Here is a 20,532-nt window from a genome sequence, read left to right as displayed (position 1 = left end):
AGGCTTGTGCGGTGACCCGGATCCGTTTCACGGCGGAGGACTTCGCCCGGGTACGGTTCGCCGCCCGGCCGGCCCCGGTGCCGGAGCTGAACGCGGCGTTCATGACGTTGCTCGGCGGTGACGATCTGCTCTTCGGCCGCTGGCGGCAACGGGTGCTGCGGTCCCTTCCGGACGTCGTGGCGCCGCTGGCGGACCTGGTCCCGGCGGGCGATCCCCCGCGCTTCCTCGACGTGCTCGGCGAGACGCCCGCGGAGGGCTTCGACCTGGTGGCGGGTGCCCCGCGGGAGCTGGTGCGCTCGGAGCTCGAGCGGGTGTACGCGGGGCGGCCGTCCCCGCGGTGGATCCGGGAGCTCCACGCGGGCGGGACGGGTGCCCGGGAGGTTCTGCGCCGCGCGCAGCGGGCGGCGTTCGAGACGGTCGTGGCGCCGGTGTGGTCGCAGGTGCAGGACCTGCACCGGGCGGAGTTCACCCGGCACGCCCTGACGGCCGCCGAACACGGCGTCGGCGCGGCCCTGCCGGCGCTCGTCCCCGGCACCCGGCTGCGCGACGGCGTCTGGGAGTGGGAGACGCCGGGCGGGCGGGAGATCGCCCTCGCCGGGCGCGGGCTGGTCCTGCTGCCGACCTTCCACTGGACCGGCCACCCACTCGTCCAGGACCTGCCCGGCCGGCCGGTGGTCGTGACGTACGCGGCGGGGCCGGGGCTGCCGCTCACGCCGGACGTGGCGCCCGGCACGGAGGAGTCCCTGGCCACGGTCCTGGGCGGCACCCGCCTCGCGCTCCTGCGCGCGCTCACCGACGCCCACACGACGACGGCCCTGGCCCGCCGCCTGGGCGTCAGCAACGCGACGGCGTCGGCACACGCGTCGGCGCTGCGGGGCGCGGGCCTGATCACGACGGCGCGAGCGGGACGAGCGGTGGAACACCGGAGGACGGCGCTGGGTGCGCTGCTGGTGGGCGACGCCTGACGCGCGGCGCCGACGGCGCGGGTACGCCGGCCAGGTACGCCGCCCCGGTCGGCGAGGCACCCGCGCGTACGGCGGGGCATCCGCGTGTACCGCGGGCCCGGCCCGGGTCGACACCCCGAACCGTCGAAGCCACGGGCGCAAGGCACCCGTACGTGCAGCGGCTCCAGGGCCTCGGCCCAGGACCATAGGGCCGGCGCCCTGGAGCCCGTGCCGCCGCGCGCCCTAGCGCAACGCGTCGGCGACTTCCCTGGCCGCGTCCACGACCCTCGGCCCCACCCGCTCCGGGACCGCGTCGGCGAGCATCACGACGCCCACGCTGCCCTCTATGCCCGTGACTCCGACCAGCGGAGCCGCCGCGCCGCTCGCGCCGGCCTCCAGCTCACCGTGGGTCAGCGTGAAGCCGGGCTCGATCAGGTTGCCCTGTCGGGCCGCGAGGATCGCGCGGCCCGCCGCGCCCCGGTCCAGCGGGTGACGGAAACCGGCCCGGTAGGCCACGTGGTAGTCGGTCCAGGTCGGTTCGACGACGGCGACCGCCAGCGCCTCCGCCCCGTCGACGAGCGTCAGATGGGCCGTGGCCCCTATGTCCTCGGCGAGCGAGCGCAGCGCGGGGAGTGCCGCCTCGCGGACCAGCGGATGGACCTGGCGGCCCAGTCGCAGCACGCCGAGGCCGACCCGGGCGCGACCGCCCAGATCGCGTCGTACGAGCGCGTGCTGTTCGAGTGTGGCGAGCAGACGGTAGACGACGGTCCTGTTGACGCCGAGTTTGTTGGACAACTCGGTGACCGTCAGGCCGTGGTCGGTGTCGGCGAGCAGCTTGAGGACCCTGAGGCCCCGGTCGAGCGTCTGGGAGGTTTCCGCGGTCACGACGCCCTCTCCTTCGGAGTGAGTGACGGCGGACCTTCAAACGAGAGCAGCGGCGCCGGTCCCGCGGCGACGCACGTCAGAGGCCGCCGGCAGGCCATGCGCACCGGCTGCGCTCCGCGGCGGCGCTGCCACGGGGCGTTTGCATTGCGGGGACAGTAGCGAGCCACTCCGCTCAGCGGAAGACCTCGTCCAGAATCCGGGCGTGAGCGACCGGATACGGCCCGTTCCAGGCATAAGTCGGCCGGTCCGGGGAGTTCGCCGGACAAGATCGGCTTTGTCGGGCCGCACAACGGACAGGGCCCGTACGCACATCGCGCGTACGGGCCCACAGTGGTCCGAAGCCGACCATATCCGGACACGGTCGTCCGGAGTCACGGCCGGGTCCGAAGGCACGGCGGGCTCCCGGAAGCAGCACGGCGGCCCTCCGAAGGCACGGCGGCCTCCCGGACCAACCGCGTCCGGCCTCACCGCATCCGGGTGGCCCACTCCTGCACCTTTTTGATCCGCTCACGGATCTGGCCGGCTGTCGCCTCCGCACTCGGCGGCCCGCCGCACACCCGCCGCAGCTCCGTGTGGATGACGCCGTGCGGCTTCCCGCTCTGGTGGACGTACGCGCCGACCATCGTGTTGAGCTGCTTGCGCAGCTCGAGCAGTTCCTTGTGCGATACGACAGGTCGCCGCTCGGCCGGGAGCTCCAGCAGGTCCGCCTCGGTGTCCGGCTTCTTGCGGCTGTGCGCGATCTGCCGGGCCTGCCGCTTCTGGAGGAGCAGCTGCACCTGGTCGGGTTCGAGGAGCCCGGGGATGCCGAGGTAGTCCTGCTCCTCCTCGCTGCCCGGGTGGGCCTGCATGCCGAACTCGGCGCCGTCGTAGAGGACGCGGTCGAAGACGGCGTCGGACTCCAGCGCCTCGAAGGGCAGCATGTCCTGCTCGCCGGTGTCCTCGTCCTGCTGCTTCTCGGCCTCCGCCAGTTCCTTCTCGGACTCGGCGTACGGGTCCTCCTCGCCGTCCTTCTTCGGCTTGTCGAGCACGTGGTCGCGCTCGACCTCCATCTCGTTGGCGAAGCCGAGGAGGTTCGGGATGGTGGGAAGGAACACGGACGCGGTCTCGCCGCGCCTGCGCGAACGTACGAAACGTCCGACGGCCTGGGCGAAGAACAGCGGGGTGGAGATGGTCGTCGCGTACACGCCCACGGCGAGGCGCGGAACGTCGACGCCCTCGGACACCATGCGGACGGCGACCATCCAGCGGTCGTTGCTCTCGCTGAACTCGTCGATCCGCTTGGAGGCGGCGGCCTCGTCGGAGAGGACGACCGTGGCCTTGGTGCCGGTGATCTCGCGGATCAGCTTGGCGTAGGCGCGGGCGGAGTCCTGGTCGGAGGCGATGACGAGCCCCCCGGCGTCGGGGATGCCCTTGCGGACCTCCGTCAGGCGCTGGTCGGCGGCGCGCAGGACGTTCGGCATCCAGTCGCCGCGGGGGTCGAGCGCGGTGCGCCAGGCCTGCGAGATGGCGTCCTTGGTCATGGGCTCGCCGAGGCGGGCGGCGATCTCGTCACCGGCCTTGGTGCGCCAGCGCATGTTGCCGCTGTAGGAGAGGAAGATGACGGGCCGCACGACGCCGTCGCCGAGGGCGTTGCCGTAGCCGTAGGTGTAGTCGGCCGAGGAGCGCCGGATGCCGTCGTTCCCCTCCTCGTACGTGACGAAGGGGATGGGGTTGGTGTCGGACCGGAAGGGCGTACCGGTCAGCGCGAGCCGGCGGGTGGCCGGGTCGAAGGCCTCCAGGCACGCCTCGCCCCAGGACTTGGAGTCACCGGCGTGGTGGATCTCGTCGAGGATGACGAGGGTCTTGCGCTGTTCGCAGCGGTTGCGGTGGAGCATGGGTCGTACGCCGACACCGGCGTAGGTGATGGCGACGCCGTGGTACTCCTTGCTGAGCGGCCCGGCGCTGTAGTCGGGGTCGAGCTTGATCCCTATCCGCGCGGCGGCCGCGGCCCACTGCTTCTTCAGGTGCTCGGTGGGCGCGACGACCGTCACCTGCTGTACGACGTGGTGGTGCAGCAGCCAGGACGCGAGGGTCAGCGCGAAGGTGGTCTTTCCGGCGCCGGGTGTCGCGACCGCGAGAAAGTCGCGGGGCTGTTCCTGGATGTACTTCTCCATGGCGCCCTGCTGCCAGGCGCGCAGCTTGTTCGCGGTACCCCAGGGGGCCCGGCCGGGGAAGGCGGGAGAGAGGTGATGGGAGGAGGTGGCGGTGGTAGTCACGGTCTCCGGTTCGACGCTCGTCCAGATATGACAACCGGGCCACCCTACCGGCGGCCCGGCGCGAATCCCGTACGAACGCCCCGGGGGCGGAGCGGGTGCGATTCAGCTCACGTCGGGAGGAGCAGTTCACGCAGCCCCTGCGAAATCGCCTTGACCTCGTCCGTCTCCCCGGTGGCCACGGCGATGACGAGGCGTTCGGCCGCGTCGATGTCCGGGCGGAGCTGGACGCCGTTCATGGCGAGGAAGGTCATGCAGGACAGCCAGGCCGTGCGCTTGTTCCCGTCGACGAAGGGGTGGTTCACCGCCAAGGACTGCAGCAGGGCGGCCGCCTTGTCGAGGAGGTCCGGGTACGCCTCCTCGCCGAACATGGCGGCGGAGGGCCGGTGCACCGCCGATTCGAGCAGCCCCGCATCGCGCACGAGGACCTTCTGGTCATCGACCGCATGCTCGGCGATGACCAGCACGTCCTCGGCGGTGAGGTAGACGCACGTCACTTGAGGCGCTCCATCAGCTCATGCCACTTGGCGGCCTGCTCCATGGCCGTCTTTCGCACGATCGCCTGCTGGGCGGTACGCGCCAGATAGTCGTCGACCGCCTTGAGGAGTATGGCGTGCATGCTGGTGCCCTCCTCCTCCGCGCGCTGCTTGAGGGCTTCGGTCTGGTCGTCACGAAGACGCAGGTTCATGGCCATACCAGAATGGTACCACCACGTTGGGGCCAGAGTGGTACCGCGCCGGGCTTCACCGCTCCCGCAGGCGCGTGGCCACCCACGCCCCCACCAGCGCCACCCCCGCCATCGGCAGGAACACCGCCGCGAAGGCCGCCGGGTGCGAGGCCGGGTCCAGGGCCGCGCCGTGGCCCACCGCGCCCCCGCCGAGCGCCGCGAAGGCCGCGCCGCCCGCCGCCAGCAGCAGCACGTTCGAGAGGCCGTCCGAGATCTGCAGGGCCGCCGAGTTCGCGCCCGCCTCCTCCGGCGCCGAGAGCTTCAGGAGCAGCACGCTCGTCGAGGCGATCACCATGCCCATGCCGAGACACCCGAACGCCCACGCCACCGCGACCACCCACACCGGCACCGCGGCGATCAGGACGCTCGGCGCCGCGGCGATCGCCGCGGCGACCAGCACCATGCCGAACACCACGAGCCGCTCCCGGTACGGCTCCGTCCACGGCCGGGACTGGATCCAGGAACCGAGCGCCCACGTCAGGCCGCCGACCGCCAGCGACATGCCGGCGAGCGTGGGGCTCAGGCCGCGCTGGGTGACCAGCATGAGCGGCACGAAGGACTCGGCCGCGATGAACGAGCCGGCCGCGACACCGCGCAGCAGCACCACGGCCGGCAGCCCGCGCGCCGCGCGGTACGTGCCGCGCGGCAGCAGTCCGCGTGCGGCCGGGATCAGCAGCGCCGCGCCCGCCGCCGCCGGCAGCAGCGCGAGCCAGCGCAGGTCCTGGCCCGCGTACTGCAGCAGCCCCGCCCCGGCCGAGATGCCGAGCGCGAGCCGGATCCGCCGGCGGCCGTACGGCGGGAGCGGCGCGGCGGGGTCGGCGGGCCCGGACGCGGTACGGCGGATCGCCGGGAGGGCGAGGGCGAGCGGGAGGACGACCAGGGCCGGGATGCCGAGGAAGACCCAGCGCCAGCCGAGGTGCTCGGTGACGGTGCCGGAGGCGAGGGGCCCGACGACGGAGGGGACGACCCAGCTCGCCGCGAAGGCGGCCATGATCGCCGGTCGCAGCGTCTCGGAGTACGCCCGGCTGACGACGACGTACAGCGCCACGATCACGAGCCCTCCGCCCAGCCCCTGGACGGCCCGGCCGAGGATGAACAGCACCATCGTGCCGGCGGTCCCGGAGAGCAGCAGGCCGGCCGCGAAGGCGGAGATGCCGACGGCGAGCGGGGCCAGGGGCCCACCGCGGTCGGACCACTGGCCGGACAGGACCATGGCGAAGAGGCTGGTGGTGAAGTACGCGGAGAAGGCGAAGGCGTAGAGGGGGATGCCGTTGAGCTCGCGGGCGGCGACGGGCATGGCCGTGCCGACGGCGGTCGCCTCGAACGCGATGAGCAGGACGACGGAGACGATGCCGATGCTGAGCGCCCGGTGGTCCCGGTCGAGCACGGATCCGCCGCCCGGGGAGGCGGCGGTGGCGGCGTGGGCGTCGACGTCGGAGTCGGCGTCGCGGGGTTCGAGGGCGCTCATGGGACCAGCGTAAGGGGCGTAACACTGAATGGACCCTGTCCGGCGGTCGGTCCCGACTGGTCCCTTGGTCGTACGACCGGGCGATCGTGAACGGCACATGGCAGTCGTGTTGCACGGCGGCCGAAAGCCTTGAGCGGCGCCGAGCGCCCGCTCTACGGTCGTATCACCGCTCAACACGACCGTGTGCCCGAGTGGTTGAGGGGCTCGACTGCAACTCGAGTTACGTCGGTTCGATTCCGATCACGGTCTCTGATCCCGCTTCCAGGGGATCTTCACAACGTCACGTCGCGCATGTCAGAGTCCGGCCATGACTGATACGAGCACGAGACGCAGACTGGGCGCGCTCGTCGGGGTGGGCGTCTCGGGGGCCGTTCTGCCGGGCGTCACGCTCGGCGCGGAGGCCGTGGACGTGGGCCTCTCCGTCGTGATCGCCGGCGTCGTGATCTCGCTCCTCACCCAGCTCGTATACGTGGGGCCCTCCGCCCCGGTCCCGGCTCTGCCCCTGCTGGCCTTCGCCGCCGCGGGCTTCGTGCAGGACTCGCTGATCTGGTGGCTGCTGTCCTGGCTGGGCGGCGAGCTCGGCCAGTGGCACGTGGAGGGGTTCGGCACGATCCTGCTCGCCGGCCTCATCACGCGCGCCTCGATCCTCGCGCTCTCACTGATCGGCGCGCCCCGCCCGGCGGAGGACCCGGCCTAGGTCCCCTTCGAGGTCCCCGGCCCAGGGCCCTGTGCGGGGCTCACGGCCGCCTGGCGGACGGCCCCGCCCCGAGCAGGGCCGGGGCCCTCCGTGAGCGGCGTCGAACGCCGGGGGCTCAGCTGCTCGGCTGTGCCGTCGCGCTGGGGACCGGCCCCTTCCCGGACCAGAAGTCGGAGGTCACGTTCGGCGCGGTGGGCGGCAGCTTGCTGTAGTCGGGACCGTTCGGCGGGGAGGTCGGCGGGGCCACTTCGGACTTCTCGACGCAGGGCGTGGTCACCTCGAAATGGGCCTGGCCCTTCCAACCGATCAGCACACTGAGCTGGAACCCGTCGGGGGTCACGTAGTACGCCGCCAGCTTGTCCTGGCTGGCCGCGCGGAACGCGAAGCCCTTGCTCTTCCAATGGCGGTCGACCACGCCCAGGAAGGCGCTCCGGCGCTCCTCCGCGATGATGGTCATCACGGTGCGCGCGCGGTCCGTCGAGCACGTGCCGGGCATCGTCTGCCGGTGCGTCCATTGCACGGGAGGAACGATCGCCGCGAACGTCTCGTCGAGAATCTCGTCCGCCCGCTCGGCGGCTTGCTGCATGTCCATCTTCGGCACCTTCGTCTGTCCCGTTTCGACCGTCCGCTCCTGGCCGCCACCGTCCGTGGGTGAGCAGCCCACGACAAGGACCGCGAGGCCCGTCACCGCCAGCAACCTCAGCAACTTCACCGGCGCGCCTCCGGAATCATCTTCCCAGGCTCACCGGCGACGATCGCGGCGATGTTGTCGGCCGAGATCTGGTCCTTTTCCGGGGTGAAGTAGTTCGAGTGGGCTTCGAGGTTGCCGACGTCGCTCTTCAGGACGTTGGGGAACTCGAGGTCCACGACCTGGGGACCGTCCTCGGTCCTGAACCTGTTGGCTCCGAACGCCTCGCTCGACGGGTCCTTGCCGAACCACACATCGTCGTCGCCCGGGTCACCCAGGTCCGCGCCGATGGCTCCGCCGAGCAGTATTCCGGCCGGGCCGAAGGGAAGACCGGCGCGCGCACCGACGGCGGCGCCCTCCACCGAGCCCGCCGACGGCAGCTTGGTCACGATGTCGTTGTCCGCCGCTCCGACGTAGACGTGCTGCTTGCCGACACCGAGGTCCTCGGCCCTGTCGACGCCGACGCCCGGGCTGCCCACCAGGATGATGTCGTCCACTCCCGGAATGCCTCCGGGCTGCTGGGTGGCCTGTCCGACGGTGAGTGACCCGTAGGAGTGGCCGATCGCCGTGATGTGCGCGTTGCTGCCGAAGTCGTTCGTGGCCGAGATGCCCGCCATGAACGAGTTGTAGGCCGGAGCACCCTTCTGGGCATCGCCCTTGGTCATCACGTCGATGTCCTGGGGAGCGTCGTAGCCCAGCCAGACGATGGAGGCACTGGAGGGGTCGATCTTCTGGGCGCCGGTCGCGGTGTCGAACGCCCGCTTCACGGTGCCTCCCGCGAACTCCGCGTCGAGCTTGGTCCCCAGCCCCGGCACGTACGCGGACACGTTCTTCGCCTCGTCCGGATTGCCGTACGCCACGATGGCGCGCCCGTTGCCCTGGTCGCCGATACCGAGCAGGAGCATGGGCGGCTGGCTCGTCGTGTTCAGCTTGTCCTGGATCCCCTGCAGGCCGGCCAGCTTGGTCAGCGACTCCTCGTCGCCCTGGTCGGCGAGCTTCCCCATCAGCTGAGGCATGTAGTTGCGGTTCGCCTCGTCGCGCGCCAGGGAGGGGATGCCGTCCAGGTTCCCGATGGTCTCGGGATAGGCCGCCATGTACGCGATCTTGTCTTCCTGGCTGAGGCCGTCCCACCACTCCTTGCGCTCGGCCGGGGTGCCGCCCGTGGGGATGCTGTCCTTGAAAACGTCGTCCGCCGCGCCGTGCACCGCCTGCGAGTCCTTGTTGACGTCGGCCCAGGTGTTCTCGGTGACGTCGAGGCCCTGCTCGGCCTTGAGCCTGCGGACGGCGTTGGCGTACTCCCCGTCGATCCTCCGGGCCTCGGCCAGCGCGTCGCCTATCGTGTCGGCGATGTCCTGCGCCTTGGCGGCGTTCGGATTGAGGTTGGTCATGGCGGCGACGTCCGCCATGACACCGCTGACGAACCCGCTCGTGCCCTTCACCGTGTCGCCCTGCGGCTTCTGTCCACCGAGCTCCGGGCCCGCGGCGGGGTAACTGACCGAGCCGTCGGGGTGCACGGTGAACCCGAGCTGCTTGGCGTCCTCGAGCGCGTTGACCAACTTGCGCTGCGGGGCCGCGAGTTCTTGCGCCAGACCGTTGAGCGCGAACTGCACCAGACCGCACTCGGTGTGGATGTAGTGGTAGTTACGGCTCAGCCGGCCCAGGCGGACCGCCGCCGCGATCGTGGACATGCCCTTGGTGACGTCGGTCAGCTTGGGTGCCACGCCGGAGTCGATCTGCCGGCGGGATTCGTACGCCCGCTTGCTGACGTCACCCCATCCCTGGCCGGCTTCGGTGAGTTCGGTGAGCTTGAGGTTCTTGAGTTCGTCTATGGACAACATCGCGCTCACCGACCGCCCTTGTGCTCGCCCGCGCCCTTGTCCGGCAGCGGCGCGAGCTGCGCGTACTTCGCCCTCTGGGCGGCCTCCAGCTCACCGTGCTCGACGGCGACCTGCCGGAGCGGCCCTTCCAGGTTCCCGGCCTCGTCCCGAACGGTCTTCAGCCGCTCCTGCCAGGAGAAGAGGACGGCGCTGAGCGCGGCCGTGGCCTCGAGCCCCTCGGTGCGCTCCTGCACGCCCTCGTGCGCGGTCCCGAGCCTCGTCAGCCCGGCGTTGGTGTCGGCCTGCAGCTGCACGACGGCCCCTGCGGCATGCGTCCACGGTCCCTCGGTCTGCTTGAGGTCCGCGGCTCCACCACCGCCACCTTCCGCACCGCCGCCCCCGGGGGCGACCCCGGCAAGGCTCATCCCCTGCTCGCTCGAAGAGCTCCCGCCCTCGAACTGAAGCAATTGCTGCAGGCTTTGCGGTTGCGTCTCACCAGCCACGGCGTCTCCCCCGTCGTTCGGTTCCCGATGCGTCAATTTCCCGCGATCGGTAACGCTACCGGGTGAGACCCCGTCATACACAAGTGCAATGCGGAATCTCTACGACTCGATCGGTCACCGCTGCGGGGGCGGGCCCTGCTGGGGGTCGTGCTGCTGGTGCTGGTACGGGTTGGGGGCCTGCTGCGGCGGAGGGCCGTAGGGCGCGTACGGGGCGGGGGCGTACTGCGGTGCGGCGGGAGGCATGGCCGGAACGGGAGGCATCGCACTCCGCCGCCGGGACCGCACGACGACAGCGGCAACGGCACCACCGATCAGCACGGCAGCGCCGACGCCCAGAGCGATCCACAGACCGGAGTTGCTGTCGCTGTCCGACGCGGCGGGCGCGGGTGCGGCCGTGGCCGGCTTCTCGCTGGGCGCGGACGACGGCGCCGAAGAGGCGGTCGCGGAAGGCGACGCGGCCTTCTCGGCGGCGGCGAGGTCGGGCAGCGGGTAGACGTCGGCGGGGCCGGGGTCGCCGGGGCTGGTCAGCGCGATCCGGGGCCGGACGGCTCCGTATCCGACAAGGTCGGTACGGGCGTCACCGCTCTTGGGCTTGCTGGCGGTGTTGAGCATGACGCGGAGGACCTGGTTGTTGGTCCAGTCTGGGCGCTTGGCCCAGATGAGGGCAGCGGAGGCGGAGACGAGCGCGGTGGCGTTACTTGTGCCGTCACCTTCACACAGCTGCGTACCTCCAGAGCAGGCGCTGACGATGTCTACCGCAGGGGCGGCGAGGTCGACCTGTGCCCCGGTCTGCGACTTCGACCACCAAGCCGCCTTCCTGTTCAGTCCGCCCACACCGACGACGCCAGGAGTCCCAGCCGGGTATTGGACAGCGTTCCCCTCGTCAGCACTGTTGCCTACTCCCGCAAAGATCAGCTTGTTCTTTGACAGTGCGTACCGGACCGCGTCGGCGAGCACAGGTTGAGGTGTCACAGGACTGGCCGCCGAGATGTTGATGATTTTCGCATCTGAGTCGGCCGCGAATCGAATGGCCGTCGCCATCCCTTGTGCGTACGTCGCCGCACTCTTGCCCTGTAGGCGTTCTGTGTTGCTGGCGACACGAATGGGTAGAATCTTCGCCTTCGGCGCCAGTCCGTACGAGCCCGCAGCAGCGCCCCGCGCCCCTGTCGCGGCAATCAAGGCAGCCATGCTCGTGCCGTGATTGTCGATGTCTTTGTTCTCGTCACCGGCACGGGACGAGTAGTCCTTGCCAGGGAGCACCTGGCCTCGAAGGTCGGCGACGGAGTCGTCAACGCCGGAGTCGATAACCGCGACGGTGACGCCCTCGCCCTTGCTGACCTTCCAGATTTCGTCAGCCTTCATGGCATCCAAATGCCACTGCTGCTGACGGACGGTCTCCGCGTGAGCCGGTGTCGCGCCGATGCCCAGCAGTGTCAGGGCCATGGTCGCCGCCACAAGGGAGCCTGAACCGATGGCCCGTCCACTGCTGGTCCGCATGCGCTTCTCCGTGTCCTTTGTTATACGAGATCAGTCGACGACCGGGGGGACGATGCGACGCGCTCCCTGCTGCCACGTCTCCTCGTCCTCGGTCAGGTAGTCGGGACGCTCGCCGTTACTGTCATCAGAACGAGAGTCTCCGGTCCTGGCCCCCGCGCCGTGAAGCGGCGCGCCGACCGCACGACCCTGCGCCGCACCCGCACCCGCTCCCGCTCCGGCCTGAGCGCCCCGGACGAGGCCGGAGCCACCCGGGGTGAAGGGACGCGCACTGGCCTGACCCGACTGCTGAGCCCGACCACCGACCACGCCACCCGTCTCCGTCGCAAGACGCCGCCCGGCGGGGTAGCCGTTGCCATTGCCCTGCCCGGGCCCGCCGCCCATGGGGTGCGCGCCGGCGCCCATCGGCCCACGAGCGTGGGTGTTCTCGTGACCGATCACCGGACTCCGCGGAAGCCCGACCTGCGGACGACCGTTGTTCTGCGGCACCTGACGGCCTCCGACAATGCCGGTCTGCGGCATCCGCGACGTGGGATGCGTGGGAGCGACGGTCCCGGGGCCCGGCATCCCTCGCATGGTGGGCCCCACCTTGCCGGTCCCAGGGCCGGTCGGAAACGTCTTGCCCGAGCCGCCCGTGAGGGGCGGGGGAACCTGTGTCGTTCCACCCGGGTACGTGATCGTGTCCGGGCGCTGTGGCGTGGTGGTACCCGGCGGCGTCGTGGAGGGGGTCGTCGGGGCGTCGGGAAGCGTCAGGCCGCCGTCGATCTCCATGTCCACGACGGGGTCGGGAAGGACCGTGGCGGGCCTGGTCGGCTCGCCGGGACGGACAGTGCCGCTGTCGACGCCACCTACGACGGACCCTTCGCTGCTTCCCGTTGAGCTCGCACGTCCGGCCGGTTCATAACCTCCTGTCGTAGACGACATTCGGCTACTGGACGAGCTACCGGGGACCTGCATGTACCCCTTCGGAGCGACCCACTCATCGTTCATGGTGGAGGGCGCCGGGAACTCCGGCCTCGGCGCGCTGTTCACCCGCTGGCCCGTGTGTGTGTATGTCTGCCCCAACGACCGCAGCTTCATCAGTGCCTCGATGCGCGCCTTCTTACGCGCACTGACCGCTGCCTCCATGTCGTCGGAGAACGTCTGCACCGCATCCTTGCCCGCGCCAGGGTCGTGCTGGGCCGCGTCCCGGTAGCGCTGGGCCTTCTTGTAGTCCGTCTCCGCGTCCGCGATCGTCTTGGCGATCCCGTCCACGCCACTCTTCGCCTCGGCCATCGCCTGGGCCGACTCGGCCAAGCACTTGCTGGCCAACTCCGTGTACTCCGCCAGGTAGAACGTCGCGCTCGCCGTCGCGCCCGTCCACTCGACGAAGGACTCGGATGCCGCGCCCTTCCAGTTCAGGCCGCCGGAGGCGCGGGCACGGAGGTACTCGGCGATCTTCGTGATCTCCTTCGCCGCGGTTCCGAGCTTGAGCGAGAGCGCCTCGGCCCGCTCCTTCTGGATGGGAGTGAGCATCGCCAGCAGCTGCTCGTTCGACAGCCCGTCGAGCGGTGTCGACTCCGCCTTCGGTGTATTGGACGTGTTACCCATGCGAACCTTCCCCCGTTTCCGCCTCGTACCTCACCCGTAGCTGACCTCTCCACGGCCGTCGCCGCCGTCCGCGGGCGCACCCGTCTGCGGGATCGGCCTCTGCGACGTCCCACCCATGGTGTTCGCGTTCGCGGCCTCGTCGGCTTCACGCTTCTGAAGATCCGTGATCTGCGTGTTGAGCGCCCTCATACGCGCGCGAATGTCGTCGTCGATGTTCTCGTAATCGGTCTTCGACAGGTCGATCGCGATCTTCATGCTCTCCATCTGCAGCCCAAGGACCTTGGAGAACTTCACCAGTTCCTCGCGCACCACCCCGTAGGAGGAGAAGAGAAACTCCGCCTCCTTGAACCCCGGCCCCGCGAGCGAGCCCTGGTCCAGCCATTCGGCGGCGATCTTGCCCGGGCCCGCCTGGGACTCCTGGAAGTCCTTGAGCAGTTGGTCCACCCGGTTCTTCAGGTTGGCCAGCTCGCTCACCTCGACGGCCATGCTGGCCGCGGCCGCGGCCGCCCCCACGACCCCACCGAACATCGACATCGTCGACAGCGAGCCGATCGCTCCCCCGCCGCCGTCCATCGCCTCTGCCATCGCCGCCTCCCCGTTCGACACGTCTCAGGGCTTCACTGTAGTCAAGACGACGGACAGAGCGCACCTCTGGGTTGCACGCGCAACGCAGATCCCGTGGTTACGAATTGGGTACGGCGGCCAGGGGCGCCTGGGCCAAGAGCCGTACGGCCACTACCCCGATGGCTGGATTCGTACGGTCAGCAAGGACCGCACCCGGACGGGCCCCGGCTTGTGACGCGTTTCATGGTGCGAACGGAACGCCCGCCTCCCGGAGCGGGTCCGGGAGAGCCGGCGTCACGCGCCCACTGCCGCCTGCGGCCTGATCGGGAGGCGGTTGACGGGGCGTCCGGTCGCCGCGCGGACCGCGGAGGCGACCGCCGCCGGGGCGGTGACCACGGGGACCGCGCTGGCCGCCTTCGCGCCGAAGGGGGCCACCACGTCGCGTTCCTCGACGAGTTTCACGATGCGAATGTCTGGGGCGTCGAGGGACGTCGGGAGGGCGTAGCCCGTCAGGTCCGGGTGGCGGACCAGGCCGCGGGCCGTGCGGAGGTTCTCCGTGAGGGCCGCGCCGATGCCCTGGGTGACGCCCGCCTCGATGCGGGTGGCCAGCTGGGCCGGGTTGAGGATGCGGCCGACGTCCTGGGCGACGGCCATCTCCACCACCCGGATCGCGCCCAGTTCGATGTCCACGTCCACCACCGCGCGGATCGCGCAGAACGCGAGGCCCACGAAGGCGTCGCCCTGGCCCGACTCGTCCAGGGGCTCGGTGGGGTGGGGGCGGCACTGGGCCGTGGCCCAGAGTTCCTTGCCGTCCATGGCCTCCATGACCGTGGTCGACAGGACGCCGTCGTACGACGTGATCTTGCCGTCCGTGATCTGGAGCAGCTCCGTCGACATCCCGAACTTGTGCGCCAGGGGCTGGAGCAGCTGCGTACGGACCATCTTGGCCGCCCGCTCCACGGCGCCGCCCGACACCCAGGTGTGGCGGCCGTGCGTCGCCGGGCCCGCCGGCGGCTGGTCCGTGTCGACCGAGGCGACGTGGACCTCCTCCAGGCCGAGCGTCTCCTGGACGATCTGGCGCGCCAGGGTCGAGAAGCCCGAACCCGTGTCGACGGCGGAGCAGATGACCGTGGCCACGCCGTCCTGGACCCGTACCGTCGCGGTCGAGACCTCGTCGGCGCCCTCGGCGCCGAGCATGTGGACCATGCCGAGGGCGTAGCCGACGCCCCGCCGCACCGCGCCCGGTTCGCCGGCGCCCTCCGGGCCGCCCGGGAGGAGCCAGTCCTCCTCGGGGGTGTCCATCGGCAGCGAGGGAAGGGGGAAGTCGCGGACGGCGGCCAGGAGTTCTGCCACCGGCGCGGGACAGGTCACGGTCTGGCCGGTGGGGAGGATGTCCCCGGTGGCCAGCACGTTGCGCAGGCGGATCTCGGCCGGGTCCACGCCCAGCTTCGCCGCCAGCTTGTCCATCTGTGCCTCGTACGCCGCGCACACCTGCATCGCGCCCTCGCCCCGGACGTGGCCGGACGGAGGGTTGTTCGTGCGGACCGCCCAGCCCTCGATGAAGGCGTGCGGCACGACGTACGGCCCACAGGCGAAGGCCACGGCCGCGGCGAGGGACTCCGAGGAGGCGTCCGCGTACGCGCCGGCGTCCAGCAGGATCTGGGCTTCGACCTTGACCAGCCGGCCCTCCGCGTCCGCGTGGTGGCGGTAGCGCAGCAGGGTCGGGTGGCGGTGGGCGTGGCCGAGGAAGGACTCCTCGCGCGTAGCGGTGAGTTTGACCGGGCAGCCGGTACGGAGGGCGAGGAGGCCCAGGGGGATGTGGAAGCCCGGGTCCTCACGGTCGCCAGTGGCGCCCGGTACGCCCGTCACGACCACCTTCACCTGGTCGGGCGAGAGGCCGAAGCAGGCCGCCGCGAGGTCCCGGTCCGTGTGCGGGTCGGTCGAGGCCGTGTAGAGCTCCACCCCGCCGTCCGGGCGCGGCACGGCGAGGCCGGCCTCCGCGCCGATGGGGGCCGTGTCCTGCCGGCCGATCCGGTACAGCCCCTCGACCACGACCTCGCCCGTCGCCTCCGCCTCGCCGAAGCGCAGCGGGATGTGGCGGATCAGGTTTCCGTCCGGGTGGAGCGGCTCGGCGGCGAAGGCCTTCTCCGGGTCCGTGACCGGCTCCAGGACCTCGTACTCGACGGCGATCGCGGCCGCAGCGAGCCGGGCGGTGTCCGGGTGGTCGGCGGCCACGGCCGCGATCGCCTCACCGTGGTGGCGGACCAGCTCGGAGGCGAACACGGGGCGGTCGGCGACGGTCCTGCCGTACGTGGCCTCACCCGGCACGTCGGCGTGCGTCACGACGGCCCGTACGCCGGGCATGTCGGCCGCGGCCGTCGTGTCGATGGACAGGATCCGGGCGTGCGGGTGCGGCGAGCGCAGGATCGCGGCCCACAGCAGGCCCTCGGCCCACAGGTCGGAGGCGTACGGGAAGGTGCCCTCGGTCTTGGCCCGCGCGTCGGCCGGCGGGAGGGAGGAGCCGAGGCCGTGGGCGACCGGCTCCTGCTCGACGGCGTCGTGCGCCGTGGGGGTGGTGGCGGTGGTCGCGTCGCTGCTCACGCCATGCCTCCGTCGTGCGGGTGGGGGATCTGGTGCGGGATGCGCGCTTCGTCGGCTCGCTCCGAGGCGGCGCGTTCCGAGGCGGCCTCCGTGGCGGCGCGCTCCGCCGCGTTGCTCGCCTCGCGTTCGGCGACGACCTCCCGTACGGCGTCGACGACGCCCCGGTAGCCCGAGCACCGGCACAGGTTCCCGCAGAGCGCCTGGCGGGTCTCCAGCTCGGTCGGGGCGTGGTTGCCCTCGAGCAGGTCGTGCACGGTCATGGCCATGCCCGGGATGCAGAAGCCGCACTGGACGGCGCCGCAGCGGGCCAGGGCGCGCTGCACGTCGGAGGGTTCGCCGTCGGTCGCGAGGCCCTCGACCGTCCGCACCTCGCTCCCGGCGGCCGTCGCCGCGGGAACCAGGCAGGAGGCGACGAGCCGGCCGTCGACCTGGACGTTGCACGCGCCGCACTCGCCCTGCGAGCAGCCGTCCTTGGCGCCGGCCAGGCCGAGCCGCTCGCGGAGCACGTAGAGCAGCGACTCGCCGAGCCAGGAGTCCGTCACGGGGCGGTCGGCGCCGTTCACACGAAGGACGTACGAGGTGTGCGGGTGCTCGTCGCTGTCCGCGCTGTTGCCTGTGGAGAGCCCGTGCGGGAGCGCGTCAGGGGTGTCGGCGGGATCCGCGGGCGGCGCCGGCTCCTGGGTCGTGTCTCCGGCGCCCTCAGGGGCCTCTGCGGCCGCTACGGCATCGGGAGCCATGGCCTCGGGGGTGCCGAGGGCCTCGGTCGCCTCTGCGACACCAGGGGCCTCCGCCCCCGCGTCCCCGGCCTTGGCCTCCTCCGGGCCCGGCTCCTGAACCGCCCATGGCGCCGGCGCGCCGCCCGGCAGGGTCGCCGGGGCGCTGCTCGCGTACTGCGCCAGCATCGACGTCGTGTACTCGCCCGATTCGTCCGACGAGTCCGGAGCGACCGGGATCGTCCACTGGCCGGTGTCCGACGCCGCCTCGAAGCTCCACTGACCCGTCGCGTGCGGATCGGGCTCCGTCAGGAACTCGGGCTGCGGATCCGGGTCCGGCCCGTGCTCCGCCGGCGGCTGCACCACCCACGAACCGGTCGCCGCGGGATCCGTCGCGGGCGCCGGGGTCAGCGGCACGAGCGGAGTGATCATCGGCGGTACGTAGCCGTGGCCCGGCGCCTCCAGCGGGACGCCGTCCAGCATGAACTCGGGCGGCAGCTGTACGAAGGCGGTGGCGTCGCCGTCGTACCCCTCGCTCTGCGGGATCGGCTCCCAGCCGCCCGCCTGCCCGTGGCCGTGGTCTTCGTTGCTCACGACAGCGCCCTCCCCAGTGCCCGTCGGGCCAGCGCGGCGACCGTGCGCCGCAGGTGCAGTACGGCCGGCGGCAGCTGCTCGTCGCCGGGCGGGTCCGGGATGCAGGCGGCGGCCACGTACTCGCCGAACGCGGTCAGCGCCTCCGGCGCGAGGCCGCGCTCGCCGTCCCAGTCCACCAGCGAGGCGATCCAGTGCTCCGCCTCCAGCGGGCGCAGTGGCATCGGGGCGATCGCGCCCACCGCGCAGCGCAGACCGCGCCTGGCCGGGTCGAGGACCACGGCGACGGAGGCCATGGCGCGGGCCGGGCCCGTCCGGCCGGTGGCCTTGAGGAAGACCTGGGGGGCGTGCAGGAGCGGGACCCGGACGAAGGCGACCAGCTCGCCGGGCGCCAGCAGGTCGCGGCCCGCCAGCAGGTGGGAGATGGGGATCTCGCGGGTACCGAGCGGGCCCATGACGACCAGGTCCGCCTCCAGGGCGGCCAGCACGGGCAGGGAGTCGCCCGTGGGCGCCGCGGTGACGATGTTGCCGCCGAGCGTGCCGGCGTTGCGGATCTGGGGCGGTCCGGCGGCGCGGGCGGCCGCGGCGAGGGCGGGGATGAGGGCCGCGAAGTCGGGGCGGCCCATCCGGGCGTGGGTGAGGCCGGCGCCCAGGAGCGCGTGGCCGTCCTGGTACTGCCAGCCGCGGATCTCGTTGATCCGGCCGAGGCCGACCAGTCCGGCGGGCCTGAGCTGGCCCTTGTTGACAGCCGCCATCAGGTCCGTGCCGCCCGCGACCGGTACGGCGGCGGGCATGGCGGTGAGCGCCGCCACGGCCTCGTCGAGCGAGGCGGGCAGCGTCACGGACTGCGCCGTCTGTGGTGCGTGCGTGGTCAACCCGCTGCCCCTTCCCGGTGTCCCCGGCGGTCCCCGACTGTCCCCGGCTGTGACGCCTGTGTGGCCGTACCGTACGTGCTCACAGCCCGGACGTGGCAACTCTGGCACATCTTCCGAGCGGTCCGACGCGAGGGTCCGCGAAGGACGGTTCCGTCCCGGAGATCCCACCGGTGACGGTAACTTCCGTTTTGCCGCTCTTGGGTGACGGGGGCGGCCGGGGCGACCGGGGCGCCTCAGATGTTCGGGGGCGCCCCCTCGACGGGGCGGCCGAGGACGCCCGGGCGCCGCTGCCACGGCCGCGGGCCGGCCGGCGGCCGGTAGCGGACGCCGAGGGCGTCGAGGCGGCGGTAGTGGGCGGTCATCCGCCGCTCGAAGTCGGCGAAATCCCGCTGCTCGGGTGCGGGCAGGTGCGACCAGGCGACCTCCGCGAAGGCGGCGAGGCGCGGGAAGACCTGGTAATCGACCCGGTCGCGGTTCTCCATGACCTCGGTCCAGACGTTGGCCTGCGTGCCCAGGATGTGGGCGGCGGCCTCGGGGCTCAGGCCCGGCGGCACGGGTTCGAAGCGGTAGACGTCCTCCAGGGTGCGGACGTACCCGATGGGCATCGGCTCGTCCTCGCCCGCCGCCTGACGGTGGTCCAGGTACACCTGCTGCTCGGGGCACATGACGACGTCGTGGCCCGCCTCGGCCGCGGTGATCCCGCCCGCGTACCCGCGCCAGGAGGAGACGGCGGCGCCGGGCGGGAGGCCGCCCTGCAGGATCTCGTCCCAGCCGATGAGCCGGCGTCCCCGGTCGGTGAGCCAGCGGTCGAAGTGGCGGATGAACCAGGACTGCAGCTCGTTCTCGTCGGCGAGACCCAGCTCCCGGATGCGCGCCTGGGCCGTCGGGGACTTCTTCCACTGGTCCTTGGGGCACTCGTCGCCGCCGACGTGCACGAACGGCGAGACGGCGGCCGGGAAGAGGTCGAGGATCTCCTCGAAGACGCCCTCGTAGAAGCGGAGGGTGCCCTCGGTGGGGGCGAGGACGTTCGGGTTGACGCCCCAGGTGTCCCAGACGGTGAGCGCGGTGGTGTCGACGACGTCGGTGTTGCCCAGTTCGGGATACGCGGCGATGGCCGCCTGCGAGTGGCCGGGGATGTCGATCTCGGGGACGACGGTGATGTGCCGTTCGGCGGCGTAGGCGACGATCTCGCGGATGTCGTCCTGTGTGTAGAAGCCGCCGTGCGGGGTGTCGTTCCACAGAGGGGACGCCCGGTGACCCCATTTCGTGCGCGCCCGCCAGGCGCCGATCTCGGTGAGCCGGGGGTGGCGCTCGATCTCGACGCGCCAGCCCTGGTCGTCGGTGAGGTGGAGGTGGAAGACGTTCAGTTTGTGGGCGGCGAGGAGGTCGAGCTGGCGCAGGACGTCGTCCTTGGGCAGGAAGTGCCGTGCCACGTCGAGCATGAGGCCGCGCCAGCCGAAGCGCGGGCCGTCCTCGACGGTGAGCGGGGGGAGGTCCCAGCGGCGCCGGCCCCGCGCCACGGGTGCCCTGCGGTACGCGTCGGGGCCGAGCAGCTGACGGAGCGTCTGGAGGCCCCAGAAGACCCCGGCGGCGCTGCCGGCCTCGATGAGGACGGCGACCTCGTCGACGGATCCGTCGGTCGAGAGCCGGTATCCCTCCGGGCCGTACGCCTCCCCCACCTCGGAACCGACCCGCAGCCGGACACAGCGCGGGCCGCCGCCCGGTGCGAACGCCAGCCCGGTGGCGGCGCCGAGTTCGGCCCGCAGCAGGCGCGCCACGCCCTCGGTGCCCGGGCCGGCGTCGAGGGTGGTGCCCTCGTCCAGCGGGACGCGGCCGGGGCCGGTCCGCCGGACGTCGAGCGCGCGCGGCGCCGGGATCAGCGGCTCGTGTTGGTGGTGGTCGTGGTGGTCGTGGTGGTCGTGGTCGTGGTCGTCGACATGCATGGCATCGGCCTCTCGTCAGCGGATGTCGTGGGGCACGGGGGCACGGGCCGTCGTCGGGCACGGGGCGCGGCCTCTGGGTCGGGCGCGCGGCCCGGCCTCTGGGTCGGGCGCGCGGCCCAGCCCGTGGGTCGGGGCACGGGGCGCGTTCCGTCGTCGGGCACAGGGCCGACCCGTGACCGG

The 20,532-nt window shown here is 72.0% G+C and carries 17 protein-coding genes and 1 tRNA gene; 3 read left to right on the top strand and 15 right to left on the bottom strand.

Translation table 11 applies throughout. The annotated features are described in order from the left end of the window. Positions 1-11: 11 nt before the first annotated feature. Positions 12-965, top strand: a complete 954-nt coding sequence (locus ACZ4VW_RS30285; protein WP_467967929.1) for an ArsR/SmtB family transcription factor — start codon at positions 12-14, stop codon at positions 963-965. Positions 966-1,187: 222 nt separating this feature from the next. Here ACZ4VW_RS30285 and ACZ4VW_RS30280 read toward each other — a convergent pair whose 3' ends face one another. The 5 genes from ACZ4VW_RS30280 to ACZ4VW_RS30260 form a co-directional block, all read right to left on the bottom strand. After that, complete coding sequence (locus tag ACZ4VW_RS30280; RefSeq protein ID WP_467967927.1) at positions 1,188-1,829, bottom strand: IclR family transcriptional regulator; 642 nt, start codon at positions 1,827-1,829, stop codon at positions 1,188-1,190. A 464-nt stretch (positions 1,830-2,293) separates the two neighbouring features. After that, positions 2,294-4,084: a DEAD/DEAH box helicase gene (locus tag ACZ4VW_RS30275; RefSeq protein ID WP_467967925.1), complete on the bottom strand. Its 1,791-nt coding sequence runs from the start codon at positions 4,082-4,084 to the stop codon at positions 2,294-2,296. Between the two features lie 107 nt (positions 4,085-4,191). Then, positions 4,192-4,578: a type II toxin-antitoxin system death-on-curing family toxin gene (locus ACZ4VW_RS30270; protein ID WP_467967923.1), complete on the bottom strand. Its 387-nt coding sequence runs from the start codon at positions 4,576-4,578 to the stop codon at positions 4,192-4,194. Beyond that, on the bottom strand, positions 4,575-4,775 hold the full coding sequence (locus tag ACZ4VW_RS30265) for a CopG family transcriptional regulator (protein ID WP_355112447.1): 201 nt from the start codon (positions 4,773-4,775) through the stop codon (positions 4,575-4,577). The genes ACZ4VW_RS30270 and ACZ4VW_RS30265 overlap by 4 nt, the downstream gene beginning before the upstream one ends. A gap of 49 nt (positions 4,776-4,824) precedes the next feature. Beyond that, the gene (locus ACZ4VW_RS30260) at positions 4,825-6,276 is read right to left on the bottom strand and encodes an MFS transporter (protein WP_467967921.1); all 1,452 of its coding nucleotides are present in this window, start codon (positions 6,274-6,276) and stop codon (positions 4,825-4,827) included. 177 nt (positions 6,277-6,453) lie between these two features. On the opposite strand from ACZ4VW_RS30260, the gene ACZ4VW_RS30255 reads away from it, so the two are divergent. Both ACZ4VW_RS30255 and ACZ4VW_RS30250 read left to right on the top strand, forming a co-directional pair. Beyond that, positions 6,454-6,525 (top strand) — tRNA-Cys (locus ACZ4VW_RS30255). A 58-nt stretch (positions 6,526-6,583) separates the two neighbouring features. Beyond that, positions 6,584-6,973 (top strand): hypothetical protein, encoded by a 390-nt coding sequence (locus tag ACZ4VW_RS30250; protein WP_467967919.1) that lies wholly within the window; start codon positions 6,584-6,586, stop codon positions 6,971-6,973. A gap of 115 nt (positions 6,974-7,088) precedes the next feature. On the opposite strand, the gene ACZ4VW_RS30245 is transcribed toward ACZ4VW_RS30250, so the two are convergent. The 10 genes from ACZ4VW_RS30245 to ACZ4VW_RS30200 all read right to left on the bottom strand — a co-directional run bounded on the left by ACZ4VW_RS30245 (position 7,089) and on the right by ACZ4VW_RS30200 (position 20,352). Continuing rightward, positions 7,089-7,685 (bottom strand): hypothetical protein, encoded by a 597-nt coding sequence (locus ACZ4VW_RS30245; RefSeq protein WP_467967917.1) that lies wholly within the window; start codon positions 7,683-7,685, stop codon positions 7,089-7,091. Beyond that, positions 7,682-9,499 (bottom strand): alpha/beta hydrolase, encoded by a 1,818-nt coding sequence (locus ACZ4VW_RS30240; RefSeq protein WP_467967945.1) that lies wholly within the window; start codon positions 9,497-9,499, stop codon positions 7,682-7,684. Before ACZ4VW_RS30240 ends, ACZ4VW_RS30245 begins: the two co-directional genes overlap by 4 nt. A gap of 5 nt (positions 9,500-9,504) precedes the next feature. Continuing rightward, positions 9,505-9,903: a hypothetical protein gene (locus tag ACZ4VW_RS30235; RefSeq protein ID WP_467967915.1), complete on the bottom strand. Its 399-nt coding sequence runs from the start codon at positions 9,901-9,903 to the stop codon at positions 9,505-9,507. Between the two features lie 192 nt (positions 9,904-10,095). Beyond that, positions 10,096-11,478 (bottom strand): type VII secretion-associated serine protease mycosin, encoded by a 1,383-nt coding sequence (mycP, locus tag ACZ4VW_RS30230; RefSeq protein ID WP_467967913.1) that lies wholly within the window; start codon positions 11,476-11,478, stop codon positions 10,096-10,098. Between the two features lie 30 nt (positions 11,479-11,508). Then, the gene (locus ACZ4VW_RS30225) at positions 11,509-13,065 is read right to left on the bottom strand and encodes a hypothetical protein (protein WP_467967911.1); all 1,557 of its coding nucleotides are present in this window, start codon (positions 13,063-13,065) and stop codon (positions 11,509-11,511) included. A gap of 30 nt (positions 13,066-13,095) precedes the next feature. Continuing rightward, the gene (locus ACZ4VW_RS30220) at positions 13,096-13,650 is read right to left on the bottom strand and encodes a hypothetical protein (RefSeq protein ID WP_467967909.1); all 555 of its coding nucleotides are present in this window, start codon (positions 13,648-13,650) and stop codon (positions 13,096-13,098) included. Between the two features lie 273 nt (positions 13,651-13,923). Next, positions 13,924-16,230, bottom strand: coding sequence for a xanthine dehydrogenase family protein molybdopterin-binding subunit (locus ACZ4VW_RS30215; protein WP_467967907.1), 2,307 nt, complete (start codon positions 16,228-16,230; stop codon positions 13,924-13,926). Next, entirely contained in the window at positions 16,227-17,537 is a 1,311-nt protein-coding gene (locus ACZ4VW_RS30210; RefSeq protein ID WP_467967905.1) for a (2Fe-2S)-binding protein, read from the bottom strand. Before ACZ4VW_RS30210 ends, ACZ4VW_RS30215 begins: the two co-directional genes overlap by 4 nt. Beyond that, positions 17,534-18,409, bottom strand: a complete 876-nt coding sequence (locus ACZ4VW_RS30205) for an FAD binding domain-containing protein (RefSeq protein WP_355112475.1) — start codon at positions 18,407-18,409, stop codon at positions 17,534-17,536. The genes ACZ4VW_RS30210 and ACZ4VW_RS30205 overlap by 4 nt, the downstream gene beginning before the upstream one ends. 233 nt (positions 18,410-18,642) lie before the next feature. Beyond that, complete coding sequence (locus tag ACZ4VW_RS30200) at positions 18,643-20,352, bottom strand: beta-N-acetylhexosaminidase (RefSeq protein WP_467967903.1); 1,710 nt, start codon at positions 20,350-20,352, stop codon at positions 18,643-18,645. Positions 20,353-20,532: the final 180 nt, after the last annotated feature.

Source organism: Streptomyces sp. NPDC029139, from assembly GCF_055564335.1.
The sequence above is the reverse complement of the archived record's forward strand: the minus strand, read 5'-3'. Positions and strand labels throughout refer to the sequence as shown.